This is a genomic window from Yersinia sp. 1252 StPb PI, from assembly GCF_048593885.1.
Lineage (GTDB): Bacteria > Pseudomonadota > Gammaproteobacteria > Enterobacterales > Enterobacteriaceae > Yersinia > Yersinia enterocolitica_E.
On sequence record NZ_JAZGQE010000035.1, the window covers coordinates 15,711 to 34,408 of the forward strand.

The following is an 18,698-nucleotide window of genomic DNA, read 5'->3' on the forward strand; positions in this document are numbered from 1 at the left end:
CGATGGATTCGCAACGCAATCTTCTACTCATCGCTCTGCTGTTCGTGTCTTTCATGATCTGGCAAGCCTGGCAAGTGGATAACAGTCCACAACCAGCCGCTCAGACCACGCAACAGACTGCGAATACTGCTACCGGTGATAAAGCAAGCCAGGCTGTGCCCGGCAGTGGTCAGGGTCAACTGATTACTGTAAAAACTGATGTGCTGTCTCTGACCATTAATACCCGTGGTGGTGACATCGAGCAGGCTAACCTGCTGGCTTACCCGGATGCTCTGGGTTCAGATAAAACTTTCGAATTACTGGAAACCACTCCAGCTTTCGTCTATCAGGCGCAAAGCGGCCTGACAGGCAAAAGCGGCCCGGATAATCCAGCTAACGGTGAGCGCCCACTGTTTGAAGCGCCTCAAACCAGCTTTGTATTGGCTGACGGTCAGGATGAACTGCGTATTCCATTGACCTTTACCGGCAAAGATGGCTCCGTTTTCACCAAGACTTTTGTGCTAAAACGTAACGATTACGCCATTGGCGTGGATTATCACGTTAAAAACGCCTCTGCTGCCCCGCTGGAGCTGACGCTGTTTGGCCAGTTGAAGCAAAGCATCAATTTGCCTAAACACCGTGATACCGGCAGCAATAACTTTGCGCTGCACACCTATCGTGGCGCGGCTTACTCTTCTGATGACACTAAATATAAAAAATACAGCTTTAGTGATATCGAAGACAAAAATATGGACATCACCACCAAAGGTGGCTGGGTAGCCATGTTGCAACAGTATTTTGCAACCGCCTGGATCCCGGCAGCTAATGAAACCAACACTTTCTACTCTTCTGATTTGGGTAATGGTCTGGCGGCTATCGGCTTTAAAGGTGCGCCAGTTATTATTCAACCGGGTGAGCAGAAACAACTGGGTGCTACCTTATGGGTTGGCCCAGAAATTCAGGACAAAATGGCGGCCATTGCGCCACATCTGGACCTGACTGTTGATTATGGTTGGTTATGGTTTATTTCTCAGCCACTGTTCAAACTGTTGAAATTCATTCACAGCTTTGTCGGTAACTGGGGCTTCTCCATCATCGTGATTACCTTTATCGTGCGCGGTATCATGTACCCGCTGACAAAAGCGCAATACACCTCGATGGCGAAAATGCGTTTGCTACAGCCTAAACTGGCTGCCATGCGTGAGCGTATCGGTGACGATAAGCAGCGTATGAGTCAGGAGATGATGGCGCTGTACAAAGCTGAGAAGGTTAACCCGCTGGGTGGCTGCTTACCGCTGGTCATTCAGATGCCTATCTTCCTGGCGTTGTACTACATGTTGATGAGTTCCGTTGAGTTGCGTCATGCGCCATTCATCCTGTGGATTCATGACCTGTCAGCACAAGACCCGTACTACATTCTGCCGATTCTGATGGGTATCACCATGTACTTCATTCAGAAGATGTCACCAACTACCGTGACGGACCCAATGCAGCAGAAGATAATGACCTTTATGCCAGTTATCTTCACTGTGTTCTTCCTGTGGTTCCCGGCTGGTCTGGTACTGTACTATATCGTCAGTAACCTGGTGACCATCCTGCAACAGCAGTTGATTTATCGTGGTCTGGAAAAACGTGGTTTACATAGCCGCGATAAGAAGAAACAGTCTTAACATGATAGATACCCCAGTCACTGGCATACGTCAGTAACTGGGGAGAGCAGCTAACAAACGCTGCGACTGCAATTAAGAAGGGTATATGAGGCGGTCATAGCTATATGACCGCCTTATTCTTTTAAAGAGAGAAATAACCATGAGCACCACTGATACTATCGTGGCACAAGCAACCCCGCCAGGCCGTGGTGGTGTTGGTATTTTACGTGTTTCAGGTCGTGCTGCCGCAGACGTGGCGCAGGCGGTTTTGGGCAAATTGCCCAAGCCTCGCTATGCCGATTATCTGCCGTTTAAAGATACTGATGGCAGTACATTAGACCAAGGTATCGCTCTCTACTTCCCCGGCCCCAATTCCTTTACTGGCGAGGACGTGCTGGAACTGCAAGGTCACGGTGGTCCGGTTATACTGGATTTACTGTTAAAACGCATTCTGGCGCTGCCAGGGCTGCGCATTGCCCGTCCGGGTGAGTTTTCTGAACGCGCGTTTTTAAATGACAAGCTGGATTTGGCTCAAGCAGAAGCGATTGCCGACCTGATTGATGCCAGCTCGGAGCAAGCCGCCCGCTCAGCAGTAAATTCATTGCAGGGTGCATTTTCAGTTAAAATCCATCAATTGGTGGAAGCACTTACTCACTTGCGAATCTACGTCGAAGCTGCCATTGACTTCCCCGATGAGGAAATTGACTTCCTTTCTGATGGCAAGATTGAAGGCCAGTTGAACGGTGTGATGGCCGATCTTGAGCAGGTGCGCACTGAAGCACGGCAAGGCAGCTTGTTGCGTGAAGGGATGAAAGTGGTCATTGCCGGCCGCCCAAATGCCGGTAAATCAAGCCTGCTCAATGCGTTAGCGGGCCGTGAAGCGGCAATCGTAACCGATATCGCAGGCACAACTCGTGATGTTTTACGGGAACATATTCATATCGATGGGATGCCATTGCATATCATCGATACTGCTGGCTTACGTGAAGCCAGTGACGAAGTTGAGCGCATTGGTATCGAACGGGCGTGGAATGAGATAGAACAAGCAGATCGCGTACTGTTTATGGTTGATGGTACGACGACTGATGCCACCGAACCGGCCGCTATCTGGCCTGAGTTTATGGCCCGCCTACCATCGACTCTGCCCATCACCGTGGTGCGCAATAAAGCGGATGTCACAGGTGAATCGCTGGGGTTAACCGAAGTGAATGGTCACTCACTTATTCGCTTATCGGCCCGTACCGGCGAAGGTATTGATCTGTTGCGTAGCCATCTTAAGCAGAGTATGGGCTTTACCAGTAACACCGAAGGTGGCTTCCTGGCTCGCCGACGCCATTTGCAAGCGTTGGAAACCGCTGCCCAGCATTTGGTGCAAGGCCACGAACAGTTAGTAAGCGCTTACGCCGGTGAGTTACTGGCGGAAGAGCTACGTTTAGCACAACAGTCATTGAGTGAAATTACCGGCGAATTCAGCTCAGATGACTTACTGGGGCGCATTTTCTCCAGTTTTTGTATCGGAAAATGAGTGTGATGTTATAGAGCTGGAGCAGATTATCGCTAATTTTGATAATCTGACTCTATGAGTCCGAACTGTTAGAGTCTCGACCGACGGTAGCTCGAACACTTAACTTTATTCATAAACTGAGGTATCCATGATTATAAAACCACGTGTACGCGGCTTTATCTGTGTGACTGCTCACCCGGCGGGCTGTGAAGCTAACGTCAAAAAGCAAATCGACTATGTCACAGCAGAAGGCCCAATTGCTAACGGCCCAAAACGAGTATTAGTGATTGGTGCGTCAACTGGATACGGGCTGGCAGCTCGAATCACAGCAGCATTTGGTTGTGGTGCCGATACGCTGGGTATTTTCTTTGAACGCCCAGGAGAAGAAGGTAAACCGGCGACCTCCGGCTGGTACAACAGCGCAGCTTTCCACAAGTTTGCTGAGCAGAAAGGTCTGTATGCGAAAAGCATCAATGGCGATGCTTTCTCCGATGAGATCAAACGACTGACCATCGAGGCTATTAAGCAAGATCTGGGTCAGGTTGATCAGGTTATCTATAGCCTGGCCTCGCCGCGCCGCACTCATCCAAAAACCGGCGAAGTGTTTAACTCCACACTGAAGCCAATCGGCCATGAAGTTAAATTCCGTGGCCTGGATACCGATAAAGAAGTTATCAAAGAAGTTGTGCTACAACCCGCAACCCAAACCGAGATAGACAACACGGTAGCAGTGATGGGGGGCGAAGACTGGCAGATGTGGATTGATGCGCTACTGGAAGCTGGCGTGCTGGCTGAAGGGGCACAAACTACCGCCTTTACTTACCTGGGTGAAAAAATCACTCATGATATCTATTGGAACGGTTCTATTGGCGCAGCCAAAAAGGATCTGGACCAAAAAGTTCTGACTATCCGCAATAGCTTGGCTGCCCATGGTGGCGGTGATGCCCGGGTATCCGTGTTGAAAGCGGTAGTGACTCAGGCAAGCTCCGCTATCCCAATGATGCCACTGTATTTGTCATTACTATTCAAGGTGATGAAAGAAAAAGGCACTCATGAAGGCTGCATCGAGCAAGTTTATTCGCTGTATAAAGACAGCTTGTGTGGTGAGGCACCGCATCTGGACGCCGATGGCCGTTTACGTGCTGACTACAAAGAACTGGCACCAGCAATTCAAAACCAGGTACAAGCATTGTGGGATCAAGTCACCAATGACAATATCTACCAATTGACTGACTTTACCGGTTATAAGACTGAGTTCTTAAACCTGTTTGGGTTTGCCGTCGACGGTGTGGATTATGACGCTGACGTAAATCCTGATGTAAAAATCCCTAATCTGATTCAGGGCTAAACTCCGGTTATAGCGATAGAACCCGCTGCGCAATTTGTACGCAGCGGGTTGATAATCCGCCTTTCGTTCCAATCGCCTAATAAAAAACACTAAATCCATTATCTCTATAATAGATAAGCTAAGATCATTTTCTTCGTTTACGCTTCATCCCCGCAATGTTTGAATGATTTCATTCTTAGTTATCCCGCTTTTAGCTAAAAGAATAACCGGCAACATAATAAATAAAGCCTCTGGTAGAGACTAAATTAACACTATTCCACAGGGAAATTATGATGAGAATGCGTTCACTAACGATACCTTTATTTAGTTTAATTATTGTTACTTCACTAAATGCCCATAGTGAAGAAAATAAAGTTATCAAATTGGGATTTAATCCTGGCCCTTATAAAGAACAATTTGAAAAAGGTGTAGCCCCTTATCTGATCAACAAAGGCTATCGCATCGAATATAAAGATTTTAATGATGGTATCCAGGTTAATAATGCCGTTAGCACTGGCGAGATTGATGGCAATATCATGCAACACCCTATTTATCTGCAAGCGATAAATGAGCGTCTGCGGATTGATAATACCGGTATTGTTCAGGTCCCAACGCCACCGATGGGACTGTATTCTGATAAATATCAGCAAAGCCAAAAAGACCAAAAACCCAAAGAAGGTGCTTTGATTTCAGTCCCTAACCAGCCCTCAAATGAGTACCGCGCAGCACTGTTGTTGCAATCTATCGGCTGGATAAAGCTAAAGGAAAAAATTGATCCAGCGACCTTCTCGCAAAAAGACATAACAGAAAATCCGTACCATCTGGTGATCAAAGAGATGGATAATGCCCAGCAAGTCAGAGCATTACCCGATGTCGACTTTGGTGCTATTCAGGGTAATTTTGCTGTATCTAACGGTATAAAACTCAGCTCAGCACTGCAACTTGAAAAACCAACCACACAGTTTGTGAATGTGGTAACTGTCGCCGGTAAAAATAAAGATGCAGAATTTGCCAAGGATATTATTGCGGGATACCACTCGGCGGAGTTCAAAAAATACATTCTGGGAAATGAGAAATATACCGGTTATATGCTGCCTGATTATCTTAAGTAATGGAATAATCTGATGATTGAACTTCAGCATATTTCTAAAACCTTTGAACGTAAAGGTGTAAAGCTACAAGCACTTAATAATGTTAGTTTAACCATCGAAGATGGCGATATATTTGGCATTATCGGTTATAGCGGTGCAGGGAAAAGCACCTTATTACGAATGGTAAACTCATTGGAAAGTCCAACATCCGGTGATGTGATTATTGATGGTAATAATCTACATGATTTTAGTCATGAGCAACTCAGGCTACTTAAAAAAAACATCGGAATGATATTCCAGAATTTTAACTTACTGGAGTCAAAAACTGTTTTTAAGAATGTCGCTATGCCGCTCATCTTATTAGGTAAAAATAAAAAATTCATTCAGGAGCGCGTCGCTGAATTGCTGGATTTTGTTGGGTTAGGTGATAAGAGCCATAGTTTTCCTAATGAATTATCGGGGGGGCAGAAGCAGCGGGTAGGTATTGCTCGTGCGCTGGCAACCAATCCATCAATTCTGCTGTGTGATGAGGCCACATCGTCACTGGATCCACAAACCACCGCCCAGATTTTATTATTACTGAAGAAAATTAATCAGCAATACAATATTACAGTGTTGCTGATTACCCATGAAATGTCCGTCATTCAAAAAATCTGTAATAAGGTCGCGGTTATGGAAAACGGCCAAATAATTGAGCAGGGTTCGGTATTAACGGTTTTTGGCCACCCCACTCACCCCACAACCCTTAATTTCGTCCGCACCGTAATCAAGGATAGCCTGCCCGATAGTGTGAGAAAACTGTTAGATAGCAGTCATGCTGGCCGCCAATTTCGTTTAGCCTTTATGGGGGCGATTGCGACGCAACCGGTGATAAATCAACTTATCAGGCAATATGATGTGGGCGTGAATATTCTATTTGCCAACATGTCGGAGATACAAGACACCACATTGGGTCATATGGTGCTGCTGTTAAGCGGTGACAACAACCTCATTGATAGTGCCGTCACGCACCTGGCTGGAACAGGAATTGATATACAGGAAATACATTAATGATCGAAACCGCAATTACGTTGGACCAATTTGTCCAGGCGCTACACGACACACTGGTTATGGTCAGTATTTCATTGGTGATCGGTTCTCTTATTGGTATCCCACTGGGAATCTTATTGGTGGTAACCCGGCCCGGAGGGCTAATTAACAATCGCACTTTTTATAATATTCTTAACCCGGTGATTAATATCATCCGATCACTGCCCTTTATTATTTTGATGGTAGCGATTATCCCACTCACCCGCTTAATCGTGAATACCACTATCGGAACACCAGGGGCCATCGTGCCATTGATTATTTTTATCGCACCTTATATTGGCCGATTAGTAGAAAATTCATTATTAGATGTTAACCCCGGAATTCTCGAGGCAGCAAAATCGATGGGTGCCACGCCCCTTCAGGCGATTTGGTATTTTCTATTACCCGAAGCACTGTCATCTTTGATATTGGCACTGACCACAGCCACCATTGGCTTGATTGGTGCTACCGCCATGGCAGGTACTGTCGGCGGCGGTGGGATTGGTGATCTGGCTATAACCTATGGCTATCAGCGCTTTGATACGTTCGTCACTGTGACCACGGCCATTGTATTGATTATCACCGTGCAGTTAATCCAATCACTGGGAAATTTATTTGCCAGTAAAATTCGCCGTGAGTGATAAATAATCCCCCCTTTCAGCTAGACAGAGGGGATTCAGATAACTAACAAGTCAAATGAAGGGGAAACGTGCCGTTGGGGTCGCTCTTAGTTTCAAATACAAGTGCGTAAGCCACCGAGGCGCCCTTAGGTACGGTCACCCCTTTACACTCCATTGATTAAACCTTAAAGCCGCTAATCACACTCTCCAACTGTAAAGTTTGATCCTGCATCGCCTGGGCCGCAGCAGCAACTTGTTGCACTAGCGCCGCATTTTGCTGGGTTGAATTATCCAACTGATTGATTGCCAGATTAACCTGTTCGATACCCAAACTTTGTTCCTGACTGGATGACATGATTTCATTCATTAATGCCGCCACATTGGACACCCCGCTCATTAAATCATCCATAGTGGTGCCCGCGTCAGCCACCAAGCCAGTACCAATGGCAATATCAGCCACCGAGTCCTCGATCAGTTTTTTAATCTCACGAGCAGATGTCGCTGAACGCTGCGCCAGATTACGCACTTCTGATGCCACCACCGCAAAACCACGGCCTTGTTCACCCGCTCTTGCTGCTTCTACCGCCGCATTAAGTGCCAATATATTGGTTTGGAAGGCGATACTGTCAATCACACTAATGATATCGACTATTTTCTTCGATGAATGATTGATTGAACCCATGGTATCCACCACCTGTTTCACCACCTTGCCACCTTTCACCGCAACAGTAGAAGCATCTCTCGCCAATTGGTTGGCGTGACTGGCGTTATCCGCATTTTGTTTCACCGTGCTGGTAAGTTCATCCATTGAGGCTGCGGTTTGTTCAATTGAACTGGCCTGATCTTCAGTACGGGCGGATAAATCCAGATTACCGCTAGCTATCTGGCGCGATGCTGAGGCAATAGCCAGGCTACTTTCACCGACTTGCCGCATCATTTGCTGTAAATAGTCGATAAAATTGTTGAAACTTTGGTTAATTGCATTGAATTCCGGGCTATTACTTTCCGGTAAGCGCTGAGTCAAATCAGCCCCTCCCGCCGATAATGCAGTGATATTCTCTTTCAAAGCCGCTAAGCGTTTCATAAAGACGCGGATAGAAAACACCAGTAACAAAAGCAATAACAGCATAATTGGAATCTGTACTAACCCCAGATGCAACAGGATGGCATGGCTCTGTTTCACCAATAAACTGGTTGGTAAGTCAGTAACCAAATACCATGGGCTATTGGCGATCGGGCGAATAAACAGGGTGTGAGAGGTTCCGTCGACATCAAATTCACTCTCCAGTGCTTTTTGATCTTTTAACTGCGGCAGTAACCGCTGGGTTTCAGCCGCCATCGGCGAGTTGGCCGCAAAGTCAGACAGATTTTTTAATTCGGCTTTGCCATCCGCCAGAGCACTGCTGCCGACAATCTTGCCATCAGCTTCGACAATCAGAATAGTGCCATTCACTTTCTGTTCCATTTCTTTAACCAAACGGTTAAAGAAACCTAAGGTAACGTCAATGGTTGAAACACCGTATGCCTCATCACCTTTATAAATTGCCATCGCGCAGTTGGTTCTTGGCTGTGGGCTGGCATCATCCTGGTAGGCCTTAGCCCACGCGCAGAAGCCTTTAGGCGCATTTAAGCCATCTTTGTACCATGGTTGCTCAAAATAATTTTGTGATTCTGGCGAATTCCAATGGGTGTTGACCGTTAACTTATTTTCTCCATTACGGGCAAAGAAAGTGCTGAACTTAGTCACCCCTTGCTCACGTTTATTAGGTAATGGCCAAATGCCACCACCAAACACATTACTGTCGCCGTACTGATCCACCAGCCCCGGTAATAGTTGATCAATGCTATTGCTGTCCATAATGGCAACAGCCTGTGTAATGCTGCGGGCTTGCGCTTCCACTTTGTTCATTTGCGCCGTGATTGCCGTCGCAATTTGGTCAACGCTATTACCAACAATGGTACTTTCAGATTGTTTGAGTTGTGGTGTCACAAAAAGCTGAATAACCACCACGGTGATTATCAGTAATAAAATAAAAAACGCACTGACGAGTAAAGTAAAGCGGGCTTGAGTGGTTTTTAGCATTATCGTGTCGCTCAATTAAGAGAGCTGGATAGCTCCAGATCTATTAACGGCATTTTGCGCACAGACTTGATGACTGATAAAAACGATTTTTCCGTTCCTCTCCTGCGGTCACAGTTTCAGCGTAATAATTCCCCCCCCTAACACAAATTTAAGTGATGTTTAAATGTCGTCATACGCGAGATAGTCATTGTTTTATCGCATAAGTTTGGCCTACTCTGGTAACAAATAGCCAATAGATTTCAAAATGCAGGTGAGAGGCCAACACACCTGCAATAAGAAAGATGACGGGTATAAAGCCTCATCCATTTACTGAACGGGAGTATGTCATGCCACAGCAATCCCTTAAAATTGTTACCCTACTGGGTAGCCTGCGTAATGGTTCTTACAATGCGATGGTAGCCCGCGCACTGCCTAAATTAGCCCCTTCAGGCGTCACCATTGAAGCACTGCCTTCTATTCGTGATATTCCGCTTTATGATGCTGATGTTCAGCAGGAAGACGGCTTCCCGGCTACAGTTCAAGCTATTGCTGAGCAGATTCGTCAAGCTGATGGGGTTATCATCGTCACACCGGAATATAACTATTCGGTGCCAGGTGGATTGAAGAATGCGATCGACTGGTTGTCTCGCTTGCCAAACCAACCACTGGCAGGCAAGCCAGTTGCTATTCAAACCAGCTCAATGGGGCCGGTGGGTGGAGCACGTTGCCAGTATCACTTACGTCAGATCCTGGTTTTCCTTGATGCGATGGTGATGAATAAGCCTGAATTTATGGGTGGCGTGATTCAAAGCAAAGTGGATGAGCAAGCCAAGGCGTTGATTGATCAAGGAACGTTGGATTTCCTTACCAGCCAACTGGCAGCCTTTGTGACCTATATTGATCGTGTCCGCGTAAAATAACCCATGATTCAAAACCCCCACTGGCCGCTGGTGATTGGGGGTTACTCTCTTGACCCACACATGTTGGATGCTGCTAAATGGCCGTTAAAATCACTGTCTGGCTTATCCTGACCCTGATATCCACTCTCTGGCTGGGTTGGTATGGCTTAAATGAGCAGCAAGCTGAGCGTGAGGCCGAATTTCGTATTACCCACCGTGAATTGAGCCAGCAATTGGCCCAGCAACAGGCTATTTTGTTTCTGACTCTTGAACCGAACCAACTGTCGCAACTACAGCGCCATTTCCCGCAATTAGTCGCAATTAGCCAAACTAAAGCCGACAAATCAAAAGCAGGCCAGTTAACGCTGCAAGTTCACGGCGGTGATTATCAGCTATCGAACTCATACAATGGCAGTGGCTTGCAGATTAATGGGTTAAAACTGTTGCAGGTAGTGGGTTTACCGGAAAATTTCGACAGCGTGACATTACGCTATCAGCAACATCCGTTAGCGGTGCTGGGCAAGCCAAATCCAGACAGCTTTTGGCAATGGCAAAAACCATTGGGAGAGGGCGCTCAATCCTTTGCGTTAACTGGCTATGCAACTCCTCTTTGGCGTGACCTGCCTTGGTTAACTGCCCTCCTGCTTTCACTCATATGGGGAGCTACCCTCTATGGTTGGCACCGTTGGCAGCAGTTGGCGCAATACCGCAATCGCGCCGAACAACGGGCTAAATTTGCTGATCAAGCCAGACTCAATGCCATGGGGGAAATTGCCACAGGTATCGCCCATGAGTTGAACCAGCCACTCACTGCCACCCTGACGTATAACCAAACCGCTCTGCGGTTATTACCCGCGCAGGACGACAAAATCACCCCACTGCTACGGGCGTCGGTTGAGCAAATCAAACGGATTTCGGCGCTACTGGAGCGGCTACGCACATTACTCAGCCGTGGGCAGGTGAATTTACAACCGGTGGTGGTAGCGGATATCTGGTTACGCGTGAATGCTTTATTAAGTAATGAGATAGCCGCCAGCAAAGTAACGGTTGTGAATAGTATTCCAGCGAATTTACCGCCACTCTCGGCCGATCCTTTATGGCTGGAGCAAATTCTGCATAATTTACTCAGTAATGCTATCCATGCCGTACAACATACTGCGACCCCGTTAATTTATTTCACTACCCGCCTGCAACCACAGCAATGGCTAATTCAGATAGAAGATAATGGGCCGGGGCTAAGCCACCAGCAGTTAGACCACCTGTTCACACCTTTTTATACCACTCGCGAGAGTGGCCTGGGATTAGGGCTAACCCTGTGTGAGACATTGGTACAGCGAATGGGAGGTGACATAAAAGCCGCAAACAGTGAACATGGCGGGGCTTGTTTTATCCTAACCTTTCCCCTGATTGGCGAGAATACGCATGACAAAACACATTTATCTGATTGATGACGATGACGGTGTTCGCGCCGCGCTAACCGCATTACTCGCCACCCTGGGCTGGGAAGTAAAAGCATTCAGTGACGGCCAGTATTTCCTCGATACATTGGCAATAACCCAGCCAAGTTGCGTACTGCTGGATATCAGAATGCCGGGTAAGAGTGGGATGGCAGTATTAGAAGCCATTCAATGCCGTGATAGCACTCTTCCGGTCATCATAATGACTGGGCACGGTAATATTGAATTGTGCCGCCGGGCATTTAAAGGTGGAGCGCTGGAGTTTTTGACCAAACCTATCGACGCCGATGTACTGATCGAGGCGGTCGGCATGGCACTGGAGCAACATGAGCAAGCGCTGGCAGTGAAAAAGCAGCAAGTGAGCTATCAACAGTTACTTAGCCAACTCTCACCCCGCGAGCGGGAAGTCGCCGCGTTGATTATCCAAGGGGAAACCAGCAAGCAAATCGCCCATATGTTGTCACTTTCACCGCGAACCGTTGAAGCGCACCGCGCGAATATATTCGCCAAGCTGGAGGTCAACTCGCTGGCATCACTTATTCATCACTATCACTTATCCTCCCAATAATCCCCAAGGCAATTGGCGTTACAGGTAGGCTGCCAATATACTCTAAATAATTCGAGTTGCAGGAAGGCGGCAATTGAGCGAATCCCCTGGAGCTTACTCAAGTAAGTGACTGGGGTGAACGAATGCAGCCAACGCACATGCGGCTTGAAGTATGACGAGTATAGGTAGAAGTACGGAGTAAAACGGGTAGTTAGCCGAATGTTTTTTCACCACTTATCGCCGTAACATAGCGGCACAGTGATTAAATCACTTCGCTAACAATAAGGATTTTATATGATCAAGCCTATTGCCCTGACCTCCGCCTTATTCATTGGCCTGATAGCTCAAGCCTCTGCTGCGGGTCTGAACACTGAACGTAATATCTCTCAGGCGCTGGCCACCGATTTGGCCAGCCGCACCCTCGCTGTTTGCCAGGCGGATGGTTACAACGTGGCGGTAACCGTCGTTGATCGCGCGGGCATCATCAAAACCGTGTTACGTGCTGATAATGCCGGCCCGCACACCGTTAAAGCCAGCGAGCAAAAAGCCTTTACGGCACTATCGACTAAAACCCCAAGCGGGCAAGTGATGGAAAACAGCCAAAAGACACCTGCGGCCAATAACCTGAAAGACATTCCAGGGTTCTTGCTGTTAGGGGGTGGCGTACCAGTGAAAGCAGGGGACGAGGTGGTCGGTGCAGTGGGTGTTGCCGGAGCACCCGGCGGGCATTTGGACGCACAATGTGCGACAAAGGCACTGGAGCAAATCAGCGCTCAGTTAAAAGCATAAGATTATAACGACAACGCCCCCACCCTCGGTGTCGAAAGGGGGGCGTTTTTATGATCGGCTATCAGTGATCAACAAAGGCAATTTTCAGCACAAACAGCAGCGCAACAACCACTACGCATGGGCTGATTTCACGCCAACGACCCGTACCCAGCTTCATCAGGCAATAAGAGATAAAGCCCAGCGCGATCCCTTCAGTGATAGAGAAACTAAACGGCATCATCACCGCGGTAACAAACGCAGGAACGGCTTCAGTCAAATCATCCCACTTCACCCGTGACAGGCTAGATGTCATTAGCACGCCAACATAAATCAACGCACCGGCAGCGGCATAAGCAGGCACCATACCGGCCAGGGGTGACACAAACATCACCAGCAGGAACAAGATACCAACCACAACGGCCGTTAAACCAGTACGACCCCCGACAGACACCCCTGAGGAGCTTTCAATATACGCGGTCACCGATGAGGTACCGATAAAAGCACCGGCTACCGAGCTGATGCTATCCACGTACAGCGCTTGCTTCATGCGCGGGAACTTGCCTTTATGGTCGGTTAAGCCCGCTTTATCCGTGACGCCGATTAATGTGCCGGATGAATCGAACAGGTTAACCAGCATGAAGGAGAAAATGATCCCCGCCATACTTATATTCAGCGCTCCGGCTAAATCCACCTGCCCGACCACAGAAGTCACACTGGGCGGCATGGAGAAAATGCCAGAGTAATGCACATCACCCAGCGCCCAGCCAATCAGCGTGGTGACCACAATCGACACCAGCACCGCAGCATGAATATTGCGAGAGGCCAGAACCGCAATAATAAAGAAGCCCAGCGCACCTAACAGCACACTGTGAGAAGTCAAATTACCTACCGCGACTAAGGTATCCGGGTTTGCCACCACGATACCGGCATTTTTCAGCCCCATCATGGCAATAAACAGGCCAATACCACTGGTAATCCCCACCCGTAGGCTCAGTGGGATGTTAGCAATCATCCAATACCGGATGCGGAAAATGGTCAGCAAAAGGAAACCGATTGCGCCCCAGAAAATAGCACCCATGCCGACTTGCCATGAAATACCCATCGCGCCAACCACCACAAAAGCGAAGAAAGCGTTAAGCCCCATCGCCGGAGCCAGTGCTACCGGTAAGTTAGCCAATAAGCCCATAAAGATGCTACCAAAGGCGGCAATCAGGCAGGTTGTCACGAAAACAGCCCGCACATCCATACCCGCAACCCCTAAAATCTGTGGGTTTACGAACACGATATAGACCATGGTCAAAAAGGTAGTGATACCGGCAATCAGCTCAGTACGTGCCGTGGTACCGTGCTGTTTCAGTTTAAATACACGTTCGAGCAGCCCCTGCTCAGTATCAAGGTTTGGTTTACTCATTCGAAGAGTTCCACAGAAGGGAGTGATAGTCGGGGGATATCCTATAACAAAAAACTATTGTTTAGAGCGGGATCACACTCTTTTTTGGCTATTTTTTATCTTCACTGTTGCGCAACAACGCCTTCATTATGACTACATATTATTCAACCCGTTGTATTTTATTAACTTGTCATTAGTTTTTCTGCTAGTAGGGTCAATAAACATCGCATTCTTACTCAGGATGATTAAAGTGAAGTGAACGTAGATCTGCACAATTTAAGGATAAGTAGAGTGAATAACATTGAATGCGTCATGTTCGATTGCGATGGCACCTTGGTTGACAGTGAAGTCCTGTGTTGTCGTGCATACGTCGTGATGTTTGCCCATTACGGTATCCACCTGTCGCTGGAAGAGGTGATTAAGCGTTTTAAAGGGGTAAAACTGAATGAAATAGTCGCGCTGGTGAGTAAAGAAAACGGTCTGGATGAATCAATAGCAACGCTGGAAAAACTCTACCGCGCTGAGGTTGCACGCCTGTTTGATGCCGAATTACAGCCTATTGCTGGGGCAAAAGCGCTATTGGAGCAAATCACCCTGCCCGTCTGCGTGGTCTCCAACGGGCCAGTGAGCAAAATGCAGCACTCCCTTGGCCTGACTGGCCTGCTGTCTTTCTTTGATACACGCCTCTATAGCGGTTACGACATTCAGCGTTGGAAGCCTGATCCCGCGCTGATTTATCACGCGGCAAAAGAGATGCAGGTGGCCGCCGAGCACTGCATTTTGGTGGAGGACTCCGCGGCCGGCACCCACGCTGGGATTGCCGCAGGGATACCGGTATTTTACTACTGCGCCGATCCACACAACCAGCCGATACACCACCCGCTAGTCACCATGTTTGATGATATGCAGCAACTGCCTGACTTGTGGCGCGAAAGAGGCTGGCAGATTACTCATCATTAGTGTGCCGACGGCGCTGGTTTATGACTCAACCAGCGCCATGAACGTTTAATGGCACTTTGTTTCTTAATCGCATGCTGTGGGCTAAAACGGCGGTTAAGGCCATTTGCCAATAAATCCAAAGCCAGGCATAAAACGAAGTAGACCAACGCGACAAACAGAAACACTTCCATGGGATAAACCATGCTGCGGTTATTGACCTGAGTTGCCAGAAAAGTCAGTTCATTCACCCCAACTATATAAGCCAGCGATGTGTCCTTAATCAATGAAATCCATTGATTAATAAATGATGGCACCATCATGCGCAATGCTTGCGGCAAGACCACAAACCATAAAACCTGCCAGCGGTTAAAACCTAGCGACAGCCCAGCCTGCCACTGCCCTGCACCAATCGCCACAATCCCCGCTTTTACTGCGTGCGCCAGATAGGCGGAAGCAATCAATGCCAGTGCACACACCACCGTGGTGATTTCGGGGATATCCACACCAAATACAATTGGCAGCAGGAAGTAGGTCCAAAAAATCAGCATTATCACCGGGATGGCGCGGAAAAAGCCCAAAAAAGCCGCCAATATGCCCGCCCAAACACCACGAGACATTGCCAGCAATACCCCCAGCACGGTCCCTAAGATTGCGGAGGCCACTCCAGCCATGATACTGATCAGCAGGGTTAATGCCGCCCCACCCAGAGGGCCATCGGGGAAAGTACCCCACAGTAGATAAGTCCAGTTATCAGCAATAATTGTAAAATCCATCTCAATGCCCCCTGATGGTGGTTCGCTGTTGACGCCACATGCCCCAGGCTTCAATCAACGCGATAATGGCGATATACAATACTGTTGCCACACCAAAGGCTTGAAATGTCCGCAATGTTTCGGTTTCAACCTGACGAGAAGCATAGGAAAGCTCAGCCACCCCGATAGCCATCGCTAAAGAGGAGTTTTTAATAATATTCATGTACTGGCCCAGCAATGGCGGCATGGCAATTTTCAACGCCTGCGGCAACACCACATGGCGCATCGATTGCCAGCCCGTTAACCCCAGCGCATGTGCCGCGTATTTTTGCCCTTTAGCGACACCGCTGATCCCAGAACGTAATTCTTCAGCAATAAACGCCGTGGAATAGAGGGTTAGCCCGATAAACCCGGCTAAAAATTCAAAAGAAGGCCAACTTAACGTGAGTCCGATAAAGGTGATTTCATGGGGTGTATTGAGCCATGGAACCCAGGAAGCAGGCAGAAACTGACTGGCAGCAAAATACCAAAAGAACAGTTGGATCAGCAGCGGCGTATTGCGAAATAGCGTGCTGTAGCCAACAGCAAACCACCGCAGCGCTTTGAGTTCGCTATCTCTGGCGGCAGCGAGCAAAAAGCCTAATAACGTGGCAGCAACCACCGTGCAGGCAGAAATCCACAACGTAAGCAGAAACCCCTGCCACAGCCAGTTAAGATATTGCGGGGCCAACAACCAATCAGTGAGATGATGTAGATTCATAGGTCTTGATACCCATATCGCGCTAAAAGCATCTCAATAGCTATTATTAGCTGTGCTGTAAAATCCATCTTACCTATCCCCCATGGTGTTAATCACTAACGGATTACAATGCAAGCAGCCCCACATCGTGACAATGCAGGGCTTTAATGTTCTCACTTCAAGGACGAAGGATTTATTAGGCTTTAGGTTGCTGATCCAGTGGCGCAAACTTAAACTCACCGCGCGGCTGGGCTGCATTGGTTGCTGGGCCAAACCAACGATCATAAATCTTCGCCGCTTCGCCATCTTTTTCCAATTTCACCAGTGTTTCGTTAATACTTGCCGTTAAGCGCTCTTCACCCTTAGGAATACCAACCCCTTGGTACTCTTTGGTAATACTGAACGGTGAGATCTCAAAATCAGCTTTTTGTGCCGCCGGTAAGTTACCGAGCAGGCCGACAAGTTTCGCATCATCCTGGGTGATAGCTTGAACGTTACCATTACGCAAAGCAGTAAATGCCAGCGGTGTATCATCGTAAGAAATCACTTTTGCGGTTGGATAATGCTCCCGCAGGGTAATTTCCTGAACCGTACCTTTATCCGCACCAATACGTAATTTGCCGATATCTTCAGGTGTCTTTAGCACCCCTTTATGCGCGATAAATTTCTGACCCGTAGCGAAATAGGGCAGGCTGAAGTTAACTTCCTTAGCGCGCTCATCAGTAATAGTGAAGTTTGCCGCAATCAGATCAACTTTCTTCGATGTCAGTAATGGAATACGGTTGGCCGGGTTAGTGGCGCGTAGTTCTACTTTTACACCGAGATCTTTCGCGATAGCATTCGCCACGTCCACGTCATATCCCACCAGCTTTTTAGTCTGTGGATCGATATAACCAAATGGAGGGTTACTATCAAAAACAGCAATCCGCACCACACCTGCTTGCTTGATATCATCCAGTTTATCAGCGTGGGCTGTGCCAGACAGCGTCGCCAGACCAGCTAACAGCGTTAATGCCAGTGCGCTTTTTTTTGTGGACAGAGATTGCTTCATTGAAAGCTCCTAAGGTGATTGAGATGTTGCGATGTGGATAAGCTATCAATTCGGCGTTAGGTCAGGAAATAATATAAAACGATATATTTATAACTAATTAATCTCAGTCAATTAGTCTGATTATATTGGCAAAGAAAGTGGGATCGGTGGCAAAGGAAAATGAGGAAAATAGGGAGCCTTAGCGTGCGTCCCAAAGCCTGTTTCTGAAGTTGTAGGTTGAAAAATGCTGTGTATTCAGCAAATAAAAAAACAATCGATGAAAAAACATTCAAAAAAGTGAGCAAGTAACACGATCGTAGCCCTAAAATTTGGCTCAATCGTGTTATTAGCATGTATTAGAAAAAAGTGAACTGGCAGAATTATTTGCTACTGGAACTAGCATCAGATCGGACTTCTTCTGTATTAGCCTTTTCCTGAGGCACTATTACAGCAGGTTTTACTTTACCCTTGCTTTGGCTGTCAGATTCCTCTGTTATCTCAGACTGGCCGATAAAGACGCCACCTTTCTTGATTGAGAAATTACTGCCTTTCACAATGCCGTTTAAACGACCATTTTCCAGAATTTCCAGATGATCAGAAACACAGATCCCTTCAATCCGTCCATCCACCGTAATGTGTGGTGCGGTTAAATTCCCCTCAATCTTGCCACTGCGCATCAGCCTTATGGTGCCATCACTAACGATAATATCGCCAACCACTACACCATAAATTTGAATGTCGCCATCAAGCCTAACATCACCTGTTAATTGCGTACCTGCGGCGATAACGGTATTTGTTTTAGTTGTATCTGGTGACAAATCAGTTAATGGTGAATGGGCCTTATGGGGAATATTCGTCACAGGAAACACCTCATTAT

At 47.5% G+C, this 18,698-nt stretch carries 17 protein-coding genes; 11 read left to right on the forward strand and 6 right to left on the reverse strand.

Annotated features, from left to right (window positions below):
* Positions 1 to 2: 2 nt before the first annotated feature.
* The 6 genes from yidC to V2A85_RS07800 all read left to right on the forward strand — a co-directional run bounded on the left by yidC (position 3) and on the right by V2A85_RS07800 (position 7,259).
* Positions 3 to 1,649 carry a membrane protein insertase YidC gene (yidC, locus tag V2A85_RS07775; protein ID WP_083161538.1) on the forward strand — a complete coding sequence of 549 codons (1,647 nt, stop codon included), beginning with the start codon at positions 3 to 5 and terminating at the stop codon, positions 1,647 to 1,649.
* A gap of 139 nt (positions 1,650 to 1,788) precedes the next feature.
* Positions 1,789 to 3,153 (forward strand): tRNA uridine-5-carboxymethylaminomethyl(34) synthesis GTPase MnmE, encoded by a 1,365-nt coding sequence (gene mnmE, locus V2A85_RS07780; protein ID WP_372569833.1) that lies wholly within the window; start codon positions 1,789 to 1,791, stop codon positions 3,151 to 3,153.
* A gap of 127 nt (positions 3,154 to 3,280) precedes the next feature.
* Positions 3,281 to 4,480, forward strand: a complete 1,200-nt coding sequence (gene fabV, locus V2A85_RS07785) for an enoyl-ACP reductase FabV (protein WP_420071194.1) — start codon at positions 3,281 to 3,283, stop codon at positions 4,478 to 4,480.
* Between the two features lie 272 nt (positions 4,481 to 4,752).
* Complete coding sequence (locus tag V2A85_RS07790) at positions 4,753 to 5,571, forward strand: MetQ/NlpA family ABC transporter substrate-binding protein (RefSeq protein ID WP_420071199.1); 819 nt, start codon at positions 4,753 to 4,755, stop codon at positions 5,569 to 5,571.
* Positions 5,572 to 5,583: 12 nt separating this feature from the next.
* Positions 5,584 to 6,600, forward strand: a complete 1,017-nt coding sequence (locus V2A85_RS07795) for a methionine ABC transporter ATP-binding protein (protein ID WP_372560195.1) — start codon at positions 5,584 to 5,586, stop codon at positions 6,598 to 6,600.
* Entirely contained in the window at positions 6,600 to 7,259 is a 660-nt protein-coding gene (locus V2A85_RS07800; RefSeq protein ID WP_372560194.1) for a methionine ABC transporter permease, read from the forward strand. Before V2A85_RS07795 ends, V2A85_RS07800 begins: the two co-directional genes overlap by 1 nt.
* Positions 7,260 to 7,416: 157 nt before the next feature.
* On the opposite strand, the gene V2A85_RS07805 is transcribed toward V2A85_RS07800, so the two are convergent.
* Positions 7,417 to 9,321 (reverse strand): methyl-accepting chemotaxis protein, encoded by a 1,905-nt coding sequence (locus tag V2A85_RS07805; protein WP_372560193.1) that lies wholly within the window; start codon positions 9,319 to 9,321, stop codon positions 7,417 to 7,419.
* Positions 9,322 to 9,647: 326 nt separating this feature from the next.
* Here V2A85_RS07805 and V2A85_RS07810 point away from each other — a divergent pair, with 326 nt between their 5' ends.
* From V2A85_RS07810 to V2A85_RS07825, 4 genes are all read left to right on the forward strand, one after another.
* The gene (locus tag V2A85_RS07810; protein WP_372560192.1) at positions 9,648 to 10,220 is read left to right on the forward strand and encodes an NADPH-dependent FMN reductase; all 573 of its coding nucleotides are present in this window, start codon (positions 9,648 to 9,650) and stop codon (positions 10,218 to 10,220) included.
* Positions 10,221 to 10,297: 77 nt separating this feature from the next.
* Positions 10,298 to 11,647 (forward strand): sensor histidine kinase, encoded by a 1,350-nt coding sequence (locus V2A85_RS07815; RefSeq protein ID WP_420071195.1) that lies wholly within the window; start codon positions 10,298 to 10,300, stop codon positions 11,645 to 11,647.
* A complete protein-coding gene (locus V2A85_RS07820; RefSeq protein WP_420071196.1) occupies positions 11,622 to 12,224 on the forward strand; it encodes a response regulator transcription factor in 603 nt (200 codons plus the stop codon). The genes V2A85_RS07815 and V2A85_RS07820 overlap by 26 nt, the downstream gene beginning before the upstream one ends.
* Positions 12,225 to 12,497: 273 nt before the next feature.
* Entirely contained in the window at positions 12,498 to 12,992 is a 495-nt protein-coding gene (locus V2A85_RS07825; protein WP_005186737.1) for a GlcG/HbpS family heme-binding protein, read from the forward strand.
* A gap of 61 nt (positions 12,993 to 13,053) precedes the next feature.
* On the opposite strand, the gene V2A85_RS07830 is transcribed toward V2A85_RS07825, so the two are convergent.
* A complete protein-coding gene (locus V2A85_RS07830; protein WP_005186735.1) occupies positions 13,054 to 14,382 on the reverse strand; it encodes an NCS2 family permease in 1,329 nt (442 codons plus the stop codon).
* A gap of 270 nt (positions 14,383 to 14,652) precedes the next feature.
* Between V2A85_RS07830 and yieH the strand changes: the two genes are divergently transcribed.
* A complete protein-coding gene (yieH, locus tag V2A85_RS07835) occupies positions 14,653 to 15,321 on the forward strand; it encodes a 6-phosphogluconate phosphatase (protein WP_083161558.1) in 669 nt (222 codons plus the stop codon).
* Here the strand turns inward: yieH and V2A85_RS07840 are convergent.
* The 4 genes from V2A85_RS07840 to V2A85_RS07855 all read right to left on the reverse strand — a co-directional run bounded on the left by V2A85_RS07840 (position 15,318) and on the right by V2A85_RS07855 (position 18,690).
* Positions 15,318 to 16,073: an amino acid ABC transporter permease gene (locus V2A85_RS07840; RefSeq protein ID WP_420071197.1), complete on the reverse strand. Its 756-nt coding sequence runs from the start codon at positions 16,071 to 16,073 to the stop codon at positions 15,318 to 15,320. The genes yieH and V2A85_RS07840 overlap by 4 nt on opposite strands.
* A 1-nt stretch (position 16,074) precedes the next feature.
* Positions 16,075 to 16,812, reverse strand: a complete 738-nt coding sequence (locus V2A85_RS07845; protein ID WP_372560187.1) for an amino acid ABC transporter permease — start codon at positions 16,810 to 16,812, stop codon at positions 16,075 to 16,077.
* 175 nt (positions 16,813 to 16,987) lie between these two features.
* Entirely contained in the window at positions 16,988 to 17,842 is an 855-nt protein-coding gene (locus tag V2A85_RS07850; RefSeq protein WP_420071198.1) for an ABC transporter substrate-binding protein, read from the reverse strand.
* A 359-nt stretch (positions 17,843 to 18,201) separates the two neighbouring features.
* Complete coding sequence (locus V2A85_RS07855; RefSeq protein ID WP_420071200.1) at positions 18,202 to 18,690, reverse strand: bactofilin family protein; 489 nt, start codon at positions 18,688 to 18,690, stop codon at positions 18,202 to 18,204.
* Positions 18,691 to 18,698: the final 8 nt, after the last annotated feature.